The organism is Candidatus Frankia alpina, from assembly GCF_902806485.1.
In the GTDB taxonomy this organism is placed as follows: domain Bacteria; phylum Actinomycetota; class Actinomycetes; order Frankiales; family Frankiaceae; genus Frankia; species Frankia alpina.
Genome location: NZ_CADCWT010000099.1, coordinates 1 through 16,128 on the forward strand (window position 1 = coordinate 1; position 16,128 = coordinate 16,128).

Annotated in this window: 14 protein-coding genes and 3 pseudogenes; 4 read left to right on the forward strand and 13 right to left on the reverse strand. The window is 71.6% G+C overall.

Annotated features, from left to right (window positions below):
• Positions 1-108 precede the first annotated feature (108 nt).
• Positions 109-159: pseudogene (locus G6R25_RS26950) on the forward strand (hypothetical protein); the annotation flags it as partial.
• Positions 160-487: 328 nt separating this feature from the next.
• Here the strand turns inward: G6R25_RS26950 and G6R25_RS12505 are convergent.
• The 9 genes from G6R25_RS12505 to G6R25_RS12540 form a co-directional block, all read right to left on the reverse strand.
• Positions 488-730, reverse strand: coding sequence for a hypothetical protein (locus G6R25_RS12505; RefSeq protein ID WP_235948216.1), 243 nt, complete (start codon positions 728-730; stop codon positions 488-490).
• A 26-nt stretch (positions 731-756) separates the two neighbouring features.
• Positions 757-3,273 (reverse strand): ABC transporter permease, encoded by a 2,517-nt coding sequence (locus tag G6R25_RS28865; protein WP_163553117.1) that lies wholly within the window; start codon positions 3,271-3,273, stop codon positions 757-759.
• A gap of 24 nt (positions 3,274-3,297) precedes the next feature.
• The gene (locus G6R25_RS12515; protein ID WP_163553118.1) at positions 3,298-4,131 is read right to left on the reverse strand and encodes an ABC transporter ATP-binding protein; all 834 of its coding nucleotides are present in this window, start codon (positions 4,129-4,131) and stop codon (positions 3,298-3,300) included.
• 584 nt (positions 4,132-4,715) lie between these two features.
• On the reverse strand, positions 4,716-5,270 hold the full coding sequence (locus tag G6R25_RS12520) for a hypothetical protein (protein WP_163553119.1): 555 nt from the start codon (positions 5,268-5,270) through the stop codon (positions 4,716-4,718).
• Between the two features lie 1,036 nt (positions 5,271-6,306).
• The gene (locus G6R25_RS12525) at positions 6,307-7,245 is read right to left on the reverse strand and encodes an NADP-dependent oxidoreductase (RefSeq protein ID WP_163553120.1); all 939 of its coding nucleotides are present in this window, start codon (positions 7,243-7,245) and stop codon (positions 6,307-6,309) included.
• A gap of 94 nt (positions 7,246-7,339) precedes the next feature.
• On the reverse strand, positions 7,340-7,654 hold the full coding sequence (locus G6R25_RS12530; RefSeq protein WP_235948210.1) for a PhlB family protein: 315 nt from the start codon (positions 7,652-7,654) through the stop codon (positions 7,340-7,342).
• Positions 7,655-7,799: 145 nt separating this feature from the next.
• Positions 7,800-8,432, reverse strand: coding sequence for a thiolase family protein (locus G6R25_RS31445; RefSeq protein ID WP_235948212.1), 633 nt, complete (start codon positions 8,430-8,432; stop codon positions 7,800-7,802).
• A 7-nt stretch (positions 8,433-8,439) separates the two neighbouring features.
• Positions 8,440-8,958 carry a beta-ketoacyl-[acyl-carrier-protein] synthase family protein gene (locus G6R25_RS31450; protein ID WP_235948214.1) on the reverse strand — a complete coding sequence of 173 codons (519 nt, stop codon included), beginning with the start codon at positions 8,956-8,958 and terminating at the stop codon, positions 8,440-8,442.
• 147 nt (positions 8,959-9,105) lie between these two features.
• A complete protein-coding gene (locus tag G6R25_RS12540) occupies positions 9,106-10,257 on the reverse strand; it encodes a phosphotransferase family protein (RefSeq protein ID WP_163553121.1) in 1,152 nt (383 codons plus the stop codon).
• Positions 10,258-10,735: 478 nt separating this feature from the next.
• Here G6R25_RS12540 and G6R25_RS12545 point away from each other — a divergent pair, with 478 nt between their 5' ends.
• Complete coding sequence (locus G6R25_RS12545; RefSeq protein WP_136449506.1) at positions 10,736-11,917, forward strand: epoxide hydrolase family protein; 1,182 nt, start codon at positions 10,736-10,738, stop codon at positions 11,915-11,917.
• Here G6R25_RS12545 and G6R25_RS12550 read toward each other — a convergent pair.
• On the reverse strand, positions 11,885-12,523 hold the full coding sequence (locus G6R25_RS12550; protein WP_205447082.1) for a TetR/AcrR family transcriptional regulator: 639 nt from the start codon (positions 12,521-12,523) through the stop codon (positions 11,885-11,887). The genes G6R25_RS12545 and G6R25_RS12550 overlap by 33 nt on opposite strands.
• Before the next feature lie 23 nt (positions 12,524-12,546).
• Positions 12,547-13,587 (reverse strand): 6-phosphofructokinase, encoded by a 1,041-nt coding sequence (locus tag G6R25_RS12555; protein WP_163553122.1) that lies wholly within the window; start codon positions 13,585-13,587, stop codon positions 12,547-12,549.
• Positions 13,588-13,694: 107 nt separating this feature from the next.
• On the opposite strand from G6R25_RS12555, the gene G6R25_RS28870 reads away from it, so the two are divergent.
• Together G6R25_RS28870 and G6R25_RS12560 are read left to right on the forward strand one after the other, a co-directional pair.
• On the forward strand, positions 13,695-13,817 hold the full coding sequence (locus G6R25_RS28870) for a hypothetical protein (RefSeq protein WP_268904132.1): 123 nt from the start codon (positions 13,695-13,697) through the stop codon (positions 13,815-13,817).
• Between the two features lie 84 nt (positions 13,818-13,901).
• A pseudogene (locus G6R25_RS12560) lies at positions 13,902-14,769 on the forward strand (SAM-dependent methyltransferase).
• A gap of 233 nt (positions 14,770-15,002) precedes the next feature.
• On the opposite strand, the pseudogene G6R25_RS25180 reads toward G6R25_RS12560, so the two are convergent.
• Both G6R25_RS25180 and G6R25_RS25185 read right to left on the reverse strand, forming a co-directional pair.
• Positions 15,003-15,394: pseudogene (locus tag G6R25_RS25180) on the reverse strand (ferritin family protein); the annotation flags it as partial.
• Entirely contained in the window at positions 15,283-15,876 is a 594-nt protein-coding gene (locus G6R25_RS25185) for an MmoB/DmpM family protein (RefSeq protein WP_205447083.1), read from the reverse strand. The pseudogene G6R25_RS25180 and the gene G6R25_RS25185, both read right to left, overlap by 112 nt.
• Positions 15,877-16,128 lie beyond the last annotated feature (252 nt).

Here is a 16,128-nt window from a genome sequence, read left to right on the forward strand (position 1 = left end):
TTTTTCTCTCACCTACGAAAAGGCTTGGAAGAGACCAAGATCGATGGAAACTCAGGCTAGTCCGCCGGGCTCGCCGTCGAGGTACGGCTCCTCCGGGACCGTCTGGTGGTGGCCAACCCCGGCGGCCTGTACGGCATCACCGTCGACCGGCTCGGCCGCGACGCCGTGACCTCGGCCCGTAACGCCAGGCTCGTCGCGATCTGTCAGCACGTCCGCACCCCGCAGACCGGGTCATCGAGGCCCTCGCAAGCGGGATTCCCACCGTCACCGAGGCCCCCGCATGGCCTGGGTCGCCGGCGACGAGGTGTACGGCGCCGTGTTCCCCTTCCCATCACGCCGCACCTGCCCCTCACCCACACCGGCTCAGCTCACAGCCGTTTCGGGGCCGTGCCTGTTGCGGTGCGTTTTGTACGGTCCGGGCCGGCGGACCGTACAAAACGCACCGCAGTGCTTCCCACAACGGCGGCTGCCGGGCTGGCTCTGATGGTCATGACGTTTCCCGGGGCCGGGTCACATCGTCGCGGCCCGCTTCCGCCCACGGGACGCCGTCGCGTTCGTCGAGGCGTAGGGCGAGGCTGTAGCCGACGAGGACGATCAGGTGCAGCAGGAACAGCCAGAAGCCGACCGCGACGGCCCCGCCGATGGCGCGGAAGCCGCCGAACGGCAGGCCCAGGTCCAGGTGGAACGACAGGAACAGCACGAACCCCTGTACGAAGCCGGCGGTCCTCATCCTGCCCGCCCGGCCCTGTGTGGTGGTTACTCGATGACCCGAAGGGTTGAGGGGACGTCCATCCGGCGGATCCGGCGGGCCGCGGCCAGCGGCGCGATCGCCACCGCGCCGACGCCGAGCAGGACGATGACGGCCAGGGTGCGGCCCGACAGGATCGCCTGCACGCCGAGGTCGGGCAGCGTCTCGGCGAGCAGCACCTCCACGGTGTAGCGCAGCGCCCAGTAGCCGGCGGCGATCCCGAGCAGCGTCCCGACCAGGCCCATCACCGCGCTCTCGGCGACGGTCAGACCGAGCACGGTGCGGGTGGAAAGGCCGTAGGCGAGCATCGTCGCGTGCTCGCGGCGCCGCTCGTCCACGGCGATGCTCATCGCGTTGTAGGCGATGAGCGCGGCCAGCAGGAGCACCACCACCTCGCCGATCCGCAGGATCCCGACGAAGCTGCGCAGCAGGGTCCGGATCTCCTCGATGCTCGCCGTCGCCGACGCCACCGACGCCACCCCCGGGATCGCCGCCAGCGTCCGGGTCGCCGCGTCCCGCCCATACCCGGGAGCGGGCTGGACGACGAGGACGTTCGTCGTGCCGGCGAGCCGGAACGCGCCGGCGTCGGCGTTGTCGAGGAACACCACCGAGCGCACCGGGAAGGCGTGGATGCCGGCGATCCGCAGCGGCGTGTCGACGGTCCGATAGCCCGTGCCGACCCGCTGCGGATGCCGCAGCGTGATCGTGTCGCCGGGGTGGACGCCCAGGTCGTGGGCGGCTTTCTCGGCGATCAGCACGCCGCCGGTGCGGGATCCGGAGACAACGGAGGGCGACCACAACCCGTGCCCGATGTCGAGGATGTAGGTGAGCACGTCGATGGGCTCGGCCGTCGCGCCGTCGCCGTTCCCAGCCCCGTTGCCGGCCCCGGCCCCGCGCCCGTTCCCGATCCCGCGCCCGCTTCCGGCCCCGGCGGCGGCGAAGATGCGGCTGGGCAGCGCCAGCGTCGGGTCGGTTTCGGTGACGGCGGGGGAGCGGCGCACGGCGGTCACCGTCGGCGAGGACACCGGCTCGACCCGGGGCAGTATCACCCGCAGTCGGTCGGGGGCGCTGGTCGTCAGGTCCCTCTCGGCCCGGTCGGTGGTGCGGGTGAACGTGTCCAGCTCGCCGGTGAACACCACCAGAGCCGTGATCACCGCGGCGATCGCGACGGCGGTGAGCAGCAGCCGGCGTGGGGCGCGTGCCAGATTACGCAGCGGCATCTGGGCGAGGCTGCCCCCTGGCAGTCGCAGCCGGCCGAGCGGCCCGGCCAGCGGCTCCGACCCGCCGGCCACGGCGCTGGCCCGGATCGCCCGGACCGGCTCCACCCGCACCGCCCGCCACACGGGCGGCAGGGCGGCGAGCACCGGCAGGACCAGGCCCACGGCCGCCGCCCGGGCGAACACCCCGACCTGGAAGTTCGTGTGCCACGCCGGCAGCGGCCATACCCCGCGCAGCAGCGCGCCCATCGCGGCGCCCACGACGAGGCCCACCACGACGCCGGCGACCACGCCGAGCACCCCGACCTGGACGCCCAGCAGCAGCGGGCGCAGGGCAAGGCGCCGCGGCGGCACCCCGAGGGCCATCCCGATGCCGATCTCCCGGCGCTGCGCGTCGACGACCCGTCCCACCAGGTTGAAGGCGGCGAACACCGCGCCGATCAGGACGACCACGGCCAGCACGTCCCACAGCCGTTGGTCGCTGTTCACGTCGTCGTAGAGGATGCGCCGGGTCTGGATGTCGTCTCGGTCGGTCACCGTCACGCTGGTGCCCGGCAGCGCCGCGGACAGGGCCCGGGACAGCTCGGCGGCGAATGCGCCGGTGTCCGTGCCCGGCCGCAGGGTGAGCACCAGGTCGTTGACGGCGCCGGGTTGCCCGGTGAGCCGCTGCGCGGTCGGCAGCGACAGGTAGAGCACCCCGAAGCCGGACTGGGTGACCAGACCCGGCTGCTCCCCGGGCAGGATGAAGTACTCCGGCGACTGCCCCTGCCCGACGTAGTGCACCTGGCCGCCGCCGCTGGTCCGCACGGTGCCGCTCGGGGGCAGGTGGTTCGCAAGGGCGAAGGTACGGTCCAGGATGCCGACGTCACGTCCCTGGTCGGCAGGGACGAGCCCACGACCCCGGGCCACCGACACCGCGTCGACCGGCGGCCGGGCGGTCAGGTCGATGCCGACCAGCTCGCCGCGGGAGAGCACGGTGTGCCCGGGGCGGGAGGCGTCGATCTCGGTCGGCAGCACCAGCCGTTCGACGTCGCCGGTGACGGCCGCCGCGGACGGCAACGACCGGACCACCGCCGCGAGCCGTCCCTGCGCCACCGTGGCCCCGGCCCCGACGGCGACGCGCAGGTCGTGGACGTTCAGTCGGGCGTAGCTGGCGTCGTAGGACTGCCGCCGCCAGTGCGAGGAGCTGGTCAGCCCGGCGTAGAGCCCCGTGCCGAGGCCGATCATGATCGCGATCGCGACCACGAGCAGCAGGCGTTGGCGCAGCTCACGCAGCGACCAGCGCCACCACAGCCCAGGTGATGTCATCCGTCCGTCCACCCGCTTACCCGGTCACCAGCGCAGCTCCGCCGCCGGCAGCCGGCCGCCGGGCGGCGGACCGTCGTGGACGATCCGCCCGCCGGACAGCTCGACCACCCGGTCCGCGATCCGGGCGATCTCCCGGTTGTGGGTGACGACGAGGACGGTCCGGCCCTGCTCGGACTGGCCGCGCAGCAGCTCCAGGATGCGCACGCCGGTGGTGAAGTCCAGCTCGCCGGTCGGCTCGTCGGCGAGCAGGATCGGATTGCCGGTGGCGATGGCGCGGGCGATCGCCACCCGCTGCTGCTCCCCGCCGGAAAGCTGGTGCGGGAAGTGCGTGGCGCGCTCGGCGAGTCCGACCCCGACGAGCACCTCGTCGGTGACCTCGTCGGCCCGGTCCCGCCCGGCGACGTCCGCGCCGAAACGGACGTTTTCCCGTGCGGTGAGCGCCGGGAAGAGGTTGAACGACTGGAACACGAAGCTGACCGCCCGGCGGCGGACCTCCCGCCGGATCCGCCGGGACGCAGCTGTGACGTCGACGCCTTCCAGCCGCACCGTGCCGGTGGTAGGAGTGTCCAGCGTGCCGATCACGTTGAGCAACGTCGTCTTGCCGCAGCCCGACGGCCCCAAGATCACCAGCAGGCAGTGCGAGCCGACCCGCAGGGTGACGTCCGCGAGCGCCGTGACGCCGGTCGTCCCGCCGTCGTAACGCTTCCCGACGCCCTCCAGGTCGATGCGGACCGCCTCGGCGGCACCAGGTTTTTCGGTGGCACCGGGCTGTTCGGTTGCTGCCCGGGCGGCCCCGGCGATCCCGGGCTCTCCGGCCGTCGGGGTTTCCCGGCCCGCCGGGCTGCCAGGCAACGCCACGATCGGCCCCCTGTCGTCGCGCTCGCCGGGCTCCGGTCGCGCCGGGCTCGGGTCAGTATCGGCGCGCCCGGCACGACGCAGGGGGAACCGGCCGGTGGCCGGATTGCGCGTGCCGCCGGGCAACGCCCCACGAATCCGGCGGCATCCACCGGGGTCCGCCGTCGGGCACGGCGGACCCCGGTGGATGGGGGTCCGGCGGCGGCGCCGCGCATCCGCCGGCGTCCCTGGCGGATGGGGGTGACGCGGCGGCCGCCACCGGTGGGGGAGTGGTCAGCGGACGGTGGTCGTGGTGGAGGAGGGTGGCTGCCCGCCGGTGGGCGCCATGACGGACCCGCTCGCCGGTGGGGGTTCCGGGGGGTCGGACGCCGGCGCTGGGATGTCGGCGGGCAGCCGGTCTGGGGGTGGTGCATCCGGCGTGGTGCGGGTGGCGGGTGGCGGGTGCGGAGATCTGGCGGGCTGCCCGCCGTGAGGGGCGCGGCGGGCAGCCCGCAGGTCCGACGCGGTGGGACCGGTGCAGGTCCGATCCGCGCGGCCGTCGTGCGGGCCCCGCCGCGGTCCGCCCTCCGCGGACCGCGGCGAGCCGGCTAGCGGGCGGGGTGGCTGTGGTGGGGGCGCGGTTGCGTGTTGCGGAATCGCTCGGCGCCACCCTCGCGCTGGCGGACCAGCGGGAGGGCGCTGCCGTGCACGGTGCGGAAGCCGGTGGGGCGTCGTTCGGCGGTGGCCTCGTCCGCGCCGGCGTCCAGATCGTCGATGGCGTGGGCGCGGACGGCTACCAGGATCTGGTCCCAGATCGTCTGCGGCAGCCGGTTCTCCCGCATGGTTCCGAGGTGGAGGAAGCGGACGATCACCTCGTCCGGCAGGCTTCTGGCGACCTGGCCGCTGCCGGCTCCCCAGGAGGTCCAGCCGAGGGCTCCGTCGTGCGCGGTCAGTCGGTCGAACACGCCGGCGCGAACGTCGTGGACGAACGGGGCCCACAGTGCGACGGGCACCCGGACCTCGTGGATCCGCCCGGCGTAGCGGTACCGGATGACCACGTCGGCCTGCTGGTTGGCGAACTTCAGCCCGGGGGCGCAGGCTGGTCGCCGCCAACGAAGCGGCGGATCCACCGCGGTCCTGGCCGTACAGTCACCCTGTCCCACCCGCCCGTCCATGGGTTCGTCTCCCGTCCTGGCCAGTCCGCCCGCGGCAACGGTCCACCGGGGGCCGCATGCGGCCCATCGCAGGCCCGATGCGGGGGTGGGAGATGAGGTGGTCGGGCCCGTACCGGCGGATGACCGGCGGATGCAGACCCGGTGCGCGTGTTCGGTGCTGGTGCCCGGCGTGCGGGCAGGGTCCGGGAGAGGACCTGTACGTGCAGTGCCTGTGGTCCTCTCCCGGTGTGCCTCACCGCCCATGAAGACCCGCGCGGCGATCCGCCCATCGCAGTGGGTGATCGAGTGCGGGTGGGGCAGCCACCCTCGGCGGAATCCGACATCCCAGGAGGAGGATCCCGTCGACATCATCAGGTGTCCTCCTCGCCTCGGTAGCTGGGAAGCGGGCTGCGCGTCCGCCGGTGGACACATCACACCGTGCTGGGCGTATCTGGGACAGAGTGCAACGAGCTGTTGCGGCCGCACGCGCATCAGTTGCACATGATCAGTGGCTTCCATGCCCGCCGGAAACGGGAACGCCGTGTCCGGCCGGTGGCTACGCACCGTAATATTCGGCCGGCCGCGTTGGGTCTCTCTCGCCATGAGCGGAGAGGCTCAGGCCCAGCTCCGCTCACCTGTGGCGACACGGTTGAGGCCCCGCCTGTGCACAGCCAGCCTACGAGAGTTTTGCGCAACTGGCGTTGATCAAAGATGGTCTGTTTTGTTGGCGGGTGAGAATTGGCTACCGATGCCGCCGCCGTTGTGTGCAGGCAGTGTATGTCAATTCGATGTGGCCGTCGGCAGGCTCGGGCGTGGCCTGTGATTGGGCTGTAGTTCGAACGGTGTGATTCCGGTGTCTGCCTTCGACACTGCTCCGGCCGGCGCAACGCCGGCAGGTCCCCGCCGCCGGTTTACGCCTCGACAGAACCCTACCTCGAAATGACGGCCACCTCCGGGGCGCCGAACCGCCATCGCTGCAGCTCGGCGCCGTCAGAGTGATGCCTCGGCCTGTCGTCCGGCTGGTTTCGCGTGCCGGACCCACGGCTCACCAGGTCAGCACGAGCCGGCCGCGGGTGCCGCCCTTCTCCAGGACGCGGTGTGCTTCGGCGGCCTGCTCGACCGGAATCGCCTTCGCCACCCGCAGGGTGACGGCGCCCTCCTCGACGAGCTGGCGCAACCGGTCAAGCTTGGCCTGCTCGCGTGCATAGGAGCGCACCCATACGTTATGGATCGTGATGCCGCGCTCGGTCTCGCCCTGGAACGGGCGGACGGCGGCGAACCCGCCGCCGTCGCGGATCGCGCCGAGCAGGGCGTCGTTCTGGATCGAGCCGTCGGCCAGTCCGTCCACTCCGGCGGGCACCGCCGCCCGGATCCGCCGCGCGACGTCGTCGCCGCGGCGGACAACGAGGTCGGCGCCGAGCGTCCGGACGAGCTCCTCGTCGGCCTCGGAGGCGTCGGCGACGACGCGCAAACCGTCGGCCTTGGCAAGCTGGACGGTGTAGCCGCCGAAGCAGCCGGCCGCCCCCGTCACCGCCAGCGTCTGACCGGCGGTGAGGCCCAGCAGGTCGAGCGCCAGCCGCGCGGTGAGCCCGTTCATCGGCAGCGTCGACGCGGCCACGTCGTCGAAGCCCGCGGGGACCCGCGCGACGGACTCGGCGGGCACCACCACCTGCTCGGCGTAGCCGCCGTTCGATGCGGCGGGGATGACGATGGCCATCACGTGGTCGCCGATCGCGAGATCCGTCGACACCCCCTCGCCGATCTCGTCGAGGACGCCGGCGACATCCATCCCCGGCACGTACGGCGGCGCCCATTTCGACAGCCATTTCGCCCGGTCACCGTTGCGGGTGAAGGTGTCCGTCGGACTCACGGTGGCGGCGGCGGACCGGATCCGGACCTCGCCCGGACCGGCATGCCGCTCGGGTACGTCCACGATGCGCAGGGCCTCCGGCCCGCCGAACTTGACCACTCCCACGGCTCTCATGTCAGCCGACACTATCGCCGCAGATCCACGCGCGCGCGATCCACCGTGCGCCCCCAAACTCTTTAATCGGTGCGATAAGCCGGGCCGGCCGCGGTCAGAGGCCGTCCACCGGGCGGAAGACCGCGACGGTGAAGTCCCCGCCGGGCAGGTCGGCGAACTCCGCCCGCACCCGCAGGCCGCAGCGCACCTGCGCCGGGTCGACGCCGACGATCCGGGCGGGCAGGCGCCAGGCCGGCCTGCTCGTCGAGTTCGACGAGAGCCACGACGTAGGGCAGGTCGTCGAGGTAGCCGGGCACGGTCGCCCGATGCTGGACGATGAATGGAGTAGACGGTGCCGGTGCCGACGACGTCGGCGAACCGGGTCGGCCCCGCGCACAGCCGGCAGCGTTCGAGTGGTGGTTGCAGCCACAGCCCGCAGTCCCCGCAGCGGCACATGGCGAGCCGGCCCTCGGCCAGGGCCGCCCAGAAGGGCGCGGTCACCGCGTCCGGCACCGGCTGCGGCGGGAGGCTGAGCGGATCGGCCCGCACGGCCGGGCTCTCCCCTTGCGTCGTGGTCACAGCGCCGCCGTCCCGTAGACGAGGGCGCCGCCGAAGGGGCCGGCGCCGGAGGTGACCAGCGCCGTCTCGGCGCCGCGCACCTGGCGGTCCCCGGCGTCCCCGCGCAGTTGCAGGACCGCCTCGTAATGGTGGTTCAGGCCGTGGATGTAGCCCTCGGACAGCAGGCCGCCGTGCGGGTTGACGACGACGTCGCCGCCGTAGGTGGCCCGGCTGGCGCGGAAGTAGCGGAAGTAGTCGCCCACCTCGCCCTTGGCGCAGAACCCGAAGTCCTCGAAGGTCGCCATCACGGTGAAGGTGAAGCAGTCGTACATGCAGGCGACGTCGATGTCGGCGGGGCGCAGCCCGGTGCGCGACCACAGCCGGGGCGCGGTGTCCCGGGAGTACATGCAGCTCAGGTCGTCCCACTGGTCGACCGAGCCGCCGAAGCGGTTGCTGTCGGCGGCGCCGAGCAGGTGGACGGGACGGTGCGGCAGGTCCGCCGCCCGCTCGGCGCTGGTCACCACGATGGCCACCGCGCCGTCGATCTTGTAGCAGCAGTCGAACAGCCGGAACGGCTCGCTGATCCAGCGGCTGTTCAGGTAGTCGTCGAGGGTGATGGGGGAGCGGGCCACCGCGTGCGGGTTGCGCACCGCATGGTCACGTTCCTGCACCGCGATGGCGCCCAGGTCCGCCGCGGTGGAGTCGTACTCGTAACTGGTGGCGACGGCAGAACATCGCGAACCACTGGGGCGGCACGAGGTAGCCGTGCGGCCCCGCGAACTGCCCCTCGCCGTCGACCTCGATCCGTTCCAGCGCCCGGCCGTACCGGGTCTGCGAGCCGAGCACCCGGTAGACGACGACCACCTCGGCCTGGCCGGACAGCACCGCCGCGGCGGCACCCGCGACGGTCGAGGTGACGATGTTGCCGCCGCCCAGGACGCTCAGGCTCCACCCGAGATCGTCGACCCCGATGGCGTGGGCGACCTGGCTCGGGCCGGCGCTGTCACCCGTCGAGTAACAGGTGAAGCCGTCGACGTCCGCGGCGGTGAGCCCGCAGTCGGCGAGCGCCTCCCGCGCGGCCTGCGCGGCCATCGACAGCGTGGTGCGCCCCGAGGAGCGCATGAACGGCGACCGCCCGATCCCGACGACGGCCGCGCCCTCTAACGAACGACTCACTGTCCCTCCCGCCGCGTTCCCACGTCTCGACGCGGCGCCGACGCCGCTGCCTCGCCGCGAGTTTCTGACATTGGACTGCCGGAATCGTAGCCGCGCGCGTCGGTGGGGTCCAGCCCTCGGCCCAGCCCTGGTGCTGCCGCGGTGGGTTCAGATCTCCAGGCCCGGCCAGGTCATGGTGACCGGGTGCGGATGAGGAAGGTCGAGAATCTGGACGAGGTACTGCTGCCCGAAGTTGTTGGTGCGCAGCTCCTCGATCGTCTCCGGCGCCATCGCACCCGTCGCCCCGTACAGGTCGCCCAGCCGCCGCATGATCACGGCCAGCCGGTAGGACGCGTAGACGAGGTGGAAGTCCAGGTTCGCGGCGTCGCGGCCGACGAGCTCCTGCCATCGGCGCACGGTCTGCGCCGGGCTGCCAATGCCCGGTAATCGCTCGACGTCGATCGACTCCGTGCTGCTGTAGTCCATGACCGTCCACCAGGCGAGGTCCGATTCGGCGCCGGCCAGGCACACCATGTCCCAGTGGAAGACCGCCGCCACGTCGAGCCCGTGGAACATCAGGTTTGGCAGCCGGGAGTCGCCCCGGGCCAGGGCGGTGACGTGGGTGGGCGGGACGTGCGCGCGTAGCCACCGCTCGGCCGCGGCGATCACCGGATCGGTGCGTCCCCGTGCCACCCAGGACGCGACGTCGAACCAGTGCGCGAGATCCTGCCGCAGGCCGTCGGGGCCGAGGCGCGGACGGTCGAGGAACGCCACCTTCGCCGGATCGACCTGGTGCAGCCGGGCCATGACCTCGACCGCGTTGCGCCACCGCACGGCGCGATCGCCCGGGGCCAGGTCGTGCACCCAGCCGGTGGTGTGGAACGGCGGGGTGTCCCCGGGCACGCGACCCTCGATGCGTTCCATGACGAAGAACGCCTCGCCGAGGACGCCGGTGTCCGTCTCCATGCCGACGACCACGGGAACCGGAATGCCCGGCTCGCGGCCCAACACCCGGTACATCTCGGCGTGGACGGTGAGGTCGGCGTCCTTGTACAGGAAGTCGGGGGAGTTGACCCGCACGACATAGCCCGCCGAGCGGGCCACCCCCGCCTCGGTCCAGCTCGCCTCGCACAGCAACGTCTCGTTGGCCACCCCGCCGGTTCTGGGCAGCGTCACCTCGGTGACGCGCAGATCGGACCGGTGCGGCAGGGCCGCCGAAAACCAGGTCTCGAGCGCCTGCAGCGTCTTTTCCGGATCGCGCTGGCGGTCCCGTGTCGGCAGCCCGGATTCGATGTAGCTGGCGTTCGTTACCTCCGGCAACGTGTCCTCCTCGCGGCGGGGACGAATACGTGTTCGGCGAGATTTCTCGCCGAACACCACAAAGGAGCCACCGTCGCCCGCGGATGTCGCGTCGGACCGGAACGTCCGCCAATCGGCTGGTCGCGGGAACGGTCATCACCTGCGCCGACCGGCGGGCGGCGGGATCGCGGCGGACCCGACGGCCGGCGATGATGCCGACGCACTATATGGCAGTGAACTGTCAGAGTTAATGCCTGATCGTCCGTGCGGGAGGGCTCGGCTTGCCCGGTCCTGACCTCGGTAAAGGCATTCTGATCTGATCTCTTGCGCGGCCCGGTGTCGTCGTTCATAGTCTGGAGATCCCGAGTCCGATCATCTCCTCAGCACTGGCAGTCAGATGTCAGGAAGTGACCGACGCCGAGTGGCGATCCGGCGCGCCTCCGCGGCTGGCCAGTTGTCCCCGTCGGGCCGCATCCGGGGAAACAGGAGGTGCGCCGCGATGCCGCAGACCGATTCCTCACCGCAGCCGTTCACGGTCCGCACGGATCAGGCCGTTCTCGACGATCTGGGCGACCGGTTGCGGCGCACCCGCTGGACCGGGCAGATTCCCGGAACAGGCTGGGAATACGGCACCGATCTGGCCTACCTGCGGGACCTGTGCGAATACTGGGCGGACGGTTTCGACTGGCGGGCCGCCGAGGCCCGGATCAATCGGTGTCCGCACGTTCTCACCACCGTCGACGGAACGCCCGTCCACGCCATTCACGCTCGGTCGCCGCATCCCGGCGCCGTGCCGCTGCTGCTCATCCACGGCTGGCCCGGATCGGTCATCGAGTTCCTCGACGTCATCGACCGGTTGGTCGATCCGCCCGCCCACGGCGGCGACCCTGCCGAGGCGTTCCATGTCGTCTGCCCGTCCCTGCCGGGATACGGCTGGTCCGGGCCGACCCGCGAGGGTGGCTGGCACATCCGTCGGGCGGCCGACGCCCTCGTCGAGCTGATGGCCCGACTGGGCTATCAGCGCTTCGCCGCCCAGGGCGGCGACTGGGGTGGGATCGCCGCCAGCCTCCTCGGCGCGCACCATCCGGACCGGCTACTGGCCATCCATTTCAACCTGGTCCTGGCGCCGCCGCCCGACGAGGCCACCATGGCGGCGCTGAGTGCCACCGAGCGCGCCGCGATGGACAGCGTTGCGCGCTTCACCCAGACCGAGACCGGCTATCAGGCCATCCAGGGCACCAAGCCGCAGACGCTTGCCCACGGCCTGGCCGACTCGCCCGCGGGCCTGGCCGGCTGGATCGTCGAGAAGTTCCGGGCCTGGAGCGACTGCGACGGCGACGTGGAGAAGGCGATCAGCCGCGACGATCTGCTCACCAACATCACCACCTACTGGGTGACCGGCACGATCGGCTCGTCGGTGCGCCTCTACCGCGAGTCGATGCGGGCCGGCCTGTTCGACGCCCCGGACCGGCCGGTCACCGTGCCGACGGGGGTCGCGGTCTACCCGAGGGAGATCTTCACGCCGCCCCGGCGCTGCGTCGAGGCGCACTACGACCTGCGGTACTGGCACGAACTGCCCCGCGGCGGCCACTTCGCCGCGCTGGAGCAACCGGAGCTGTTCGCCGAGGACGTCCGAGCGTTCTTCCGCTCACTGCGCGGCGGGGGCCATGAGATCGGCTAGCGTGGCGAACTCGGCGGTGACGTAGGACCCGAGGCTGCGCGACGGCGCGCCCTGCAGCCAGCGCTGCATCGCGCGCTGTTCGGCCAGGATCCCGATCGCGGCCAGCAGCTCGCAGCTCTCGTCGGGCTGCACGAGACCGCGGCGGGTGGCGACCGCCCGCGCGACGAGCGCCAGATTGCCCTGCTGGTTGTCGTGTTCCTTGCCGCGCAGCAGGAACGACGAGGCGACGGCGACGTGGTAAAGCCTGATCCGCTCCCGCAGGCGGGCCACGCCGGGCGCGAGCGTGACGAAGGCGGCCCGCATCGCCTGGAACTCGCTCAGCGACTCCGGCTGGGCCAGGTACACGCCGACGAAGGAACGGAAGTAGTCGTCCTCGCCGAAGAAGAGCACGGACTCCTTCGTCGCGAAGTAGCGGAAGAAGGTCCGGGGTGAGACGCCGGCGCGCGCGGCGACCTGCTCGGTGGAGGTGGACTCGTAGCCCTGCTCGGCGAACAGCTCCAGCGCGGCGTCGACGAGCGCCCGGCGAACCCGGGCCTTGTGCTCGGACCACGCGGCGGGGCGGGCCCGCACCGGCTGCGCGCCGTCGCGCACCGGCGTGCCGTCCACCGGGCCCCCCTCGTCTCCGACAGCTAGCGGGCCCGCAGGTCAGAGCGCTCGACGTAGACGTGGCCCACGTCGCCGTCCCAGTCGCAGGACGTCCAATTGATAGCGTACGCCCGGCCGGGGGAGGCGACGCCGTAGGGAAGGCCGCCGGCAAACGTGGTCCACAGCCCGGTCCGGGTGGTCGCGGTCAGCTCCAGGCGCCGATCCTGCCGGGCGAGGCCGAACGGCAGCACCTCGCCGCTGGCGACCAGCCCGTCGAGCCGGGGTACGTCGACCACCTGGGCATGCGTCAGCTCGCCGGCCTCGACGACGTAGCCACCCTCCAGCGTCACCGTCCCGTCGGTCGACCAGTAGCGGGAGAGCCCGAATGCGCGGCCGGTGCCCGGGAACAGGCAGCCGGCGATGACGTGCCCGCCCCAGCCGTTGACCGAGTCGTCTCCGCGCGGGCCCCGGGAATGGTCACGCCAGCCGGTGTCGTCGAAGGTGACCTCGCGCCGGCCCCAGCGCACCGTGCCGCGGGCCCGGTAGAGCTGCTCGTAGTGCTCCTTCGCCCACTGCTGCTGGTCCATGCCGCCGCGGCCGGTCGCCGCCGCGGCCGCGGTGTGTGCGTCCCACACGGGCGTCGCGCACTCGATGTCCAGGTCGAGCTGCAGACGGACCTTCTCGCCGTCGCGGACGAGACCGGTGCGCATGCTCTCCTGCGGCGTGCGCAGGCAGAAGCCGTCGAAGGTGACCCGCCAGCGCCGGAAGGGCTCCAGGCACTCGAAGCGCAGGTTGGCGCCGGCCGGGCGGCGCGCCGGATCGGTGCGGTGGTAGGCCCACATCGACAGCACGCCCTCGCCGTCCGGCAACGTGACGAGCGCGCGGTCCTCCCACAGCTCCCAGGCGTCGGCCACGGTGCCCAGGTGCAGCCACATGCCGATGTTGTGGGTCGGGTCGTAAGGGGTGAACAGGAGGTTCTCGGTCCAGGCCGGCACGGGCGGGCAGGACGTGACGACCTGCTCGCGCTCGGGCGGCAGACCGGCGGACAGATCCTTGACGCGCGGCTCGCCGCGCAGGGTGCTCATCGGGAGCCTCGGGCGGAACTGCGGGGCATCGGGGGAGGCGTGGAGACCACGTCCGATTCTCTCTGTGGCACGGCGACTCCGCAAATTCTGGCATAATACTGCCAGGTTTGGGTCAGACGCCTGCCACCGGTCGCCGGTCGTGGGGCACCGGGGTCGCCGATCCGGACCGGACCTACCAGACGCCGGTCAACGTCTTCCCGACGGTGGGCGGTGTGCGCATCGCCCGCTGACCGCGGCCCCGTAAACCCCGGATGCGGGTGAAACCCGCTGCGGCTAGGGTGATTCGTAAGGATCATCCCGATTTGGGAGGGCTGGTGGCGGTGGATCCGGATGCGGATGGTGGGCAGGTGGAGGTCGGGCCGTGGTGGAGGTCGCTGGCTGAGGAGCATCCGTCGATCGATCTGAGGACGGACAGGCCGCATACGGCTCGGATCTACGACTATTTTCTTGGTGGGAAGGATAATTTCCCGGCTGACCGGGTGGCTGCGGAGCAGGCGAGTGCGGCTTTCCCGAACGCTTCGCTTGCGGCCCGGCAGAATCGTGCGTTCATGGTGCGGGCGATTCGCCATCTTGCCGGGGAGGCCGGGATCCGGCAGTTTCTTGACATCGGTACCGGCATTCCCACCAGTCCGAACGTGCACGAGATCGCCCAGGCCGTCGCCCCGCAGACGCGGGTCGTTTACACGGACAACGATCCGATCGTCCTCGCTCATGCTCGCGCTGCTGGCCAGCACCCCGCAGGGGCGGACCGCTTACCTCGATGCCGATCTCCATGACCCGCAGAGCATCCTGGATGCCCCGGAGCTGCGCGAGACCCTCGACCTGACCCGGCCCGTCGCGCTGTCGATGATCGCACTGTTTCACTTCGTTCCGGACTCGGATGATCCGCCCGGCATCATCGGTCGTCTCGTCGACGCGCTGCCGTCGGGCAGCTACCTGATCCTCACCAACGGCACCGCCGACTACGACCCGGCCACGCAGGACCTCGCCGTCGCCTACGAGAAGCAGGGAATCACCGTGCGGCTGCGCAGCCGCACCGAGGTCGAGGGTCTGTTCGGCGGGCTGGAGCTGATCGATCCGGGCGTCGAGCTGGTCCATCGCTGGCGCCCGGCCGGCCCCGACCCGGCCGGCCTCACCGATGCCCAGGTCAGCGTGTACGGCGGAGTCGCCAGGAAGCCGTAGCCTCCCTGTAGGTCTTCCATGAGTGAGCCCACGCCGAGTCGGTGATTGTGAGTGCCTTGGCATGGCGGTGTCTGACGGGGGTGGGTCGGACCTCGATGACGTCGTCGTGTAGTCGGCAGGGCAGCGGGGTCAGTCGGGTGTCCGTCGGGTTGTGCCCGGCGCCGGAGGACGCGAGGCAGCGCCGGGGCCCAGCCGTCCCCGTTCGTGGTCGTGGTCGTGGTCGGTTCCATCGGTCACTGCCCGCAGGGTGCGGCAGCTGGCAGGCCGGCGGCGGCCGGCGTCCAGGTGTCGATCCAGCTCTGCAGGACCTGGGTGTTGGCGTCCCGGTCCGCCACGGCAAAGCGGGCCAGGACGCGCAGGCGGCGCAGCAGGTCCGCGGTCGAGAAGGCGGCCACATTCGTGATGTACGACGACGGCGCGAGATGGCCGACGTAGGCCTCGATCTGCTGGGCACCGTGCACCGGGTAGCGGGTCAGGGTGAAGCAGGTCGCCAGCACGGGCCGCCACCGCGGGTCAATTGGGTCGCAGCCCCGTTCGCGGCGTACTCCTCCAGCACACCCTGAGTCTTGGTCTCCTGGTCGCGCTGCCTCGCGACGTACTCCCGATACACCAGCGCGTCCGGGTCCCGGAAGGTGTCCCAGTCCGCCACCGCCAGGGGGAAGCCGTCTCGGTGGGTGGTGAACCACCGGTTCGCGGGGGAGGACGGATCCTGTTCCAGGGGCGCCGGCGCAGGTCACCGAACGCGCTCCAGGTCCGGGGTGAGGGTGCGCCGCTGGAGCGGCAGATGGGTTCGGCCACCCATTCGACACGGTCGTTCCAGGTGCTGATGTCGCCTGCGAACGAGGCCAGCATCGTGCCCAGGGACCGGATCCCGAACGTGGGACCGAGGTGGCGGCGCAGCGACGTCTCGGTGAGCACGAGCCGACCGTCCCCCTGTATCCGCACGTAGGCGCCGCGGTCGACGATCTCGATCTCGCGGCCGGGGTTGTCGCCCCGGATGGCGCTGATGATGTCGTCGGCGGCCAGGGCGTCGGCGGCCAGAGCGACGAACTGGAGGTTGGAGAAGTCGGTCTCCGGGGTGAAGGGAAGCTGAATCGCCAGGTACACCGGCGTTCGGCGCGAGAATCATCTCGTCGAACAGGACCCGCAGCGCCACGACCACCCAGTTGTGGGAACGGTAGGGGAACCTGCCGGAAAACGACAGGGCCCCGGGAAGATCGTTCTAGGTTGCGATCTGCTACGCGGAGTATTGGCCCCGTTGTGCCGTCCGGACGCGCTCCAGTCGAGACCGCACACGTCAGCGGTATCCCGTCTCGCCCAGCCAGCCTCGATTGAGCCATTCCCGGCGTCGATTTGTGA

Bases quoted from the DNA above. Each gene is read 5' to 3' on its own strand.
- G6R25_RS12505 (WP_235948216.1), bottom strand. From the start codon at position 730: ATGAGGACCGCCGGCTTCGTACAGGGGTTCGTGCTGTTCCTGTCGTTC.
- G6R25_RS28865 (WP_163553117.1), bottom strand. From the start codon at position 3,273: ATGACATCACCTGGGCTGTGGTGGCGCTGGTCGCTGCGTGAGCTGCGC.
- G6R25_RS12525 (WP_163553120.1), bottom strand. From the start codon at position 7,245: ATGAGAGCCGTGGGAGTGGTCAAGTTCGGCGGGCCGGAGGCCCTGCGC.
- G6R25_RS12545 (WP_136449506.1), top strand. From the start codon at position 10,736: ATGCCGCAGACCGATTCCTCACCGCAGCCGTTCACGGTCCGCACGGAT.
- G6R25_RS12555 (WP_163553122.1), bottom strand. From the start codon at position 13,587: ATGAGCACCCTGCGCGGCGAGCCGCGCGTCAAGGATCTGTCCGCCGGT.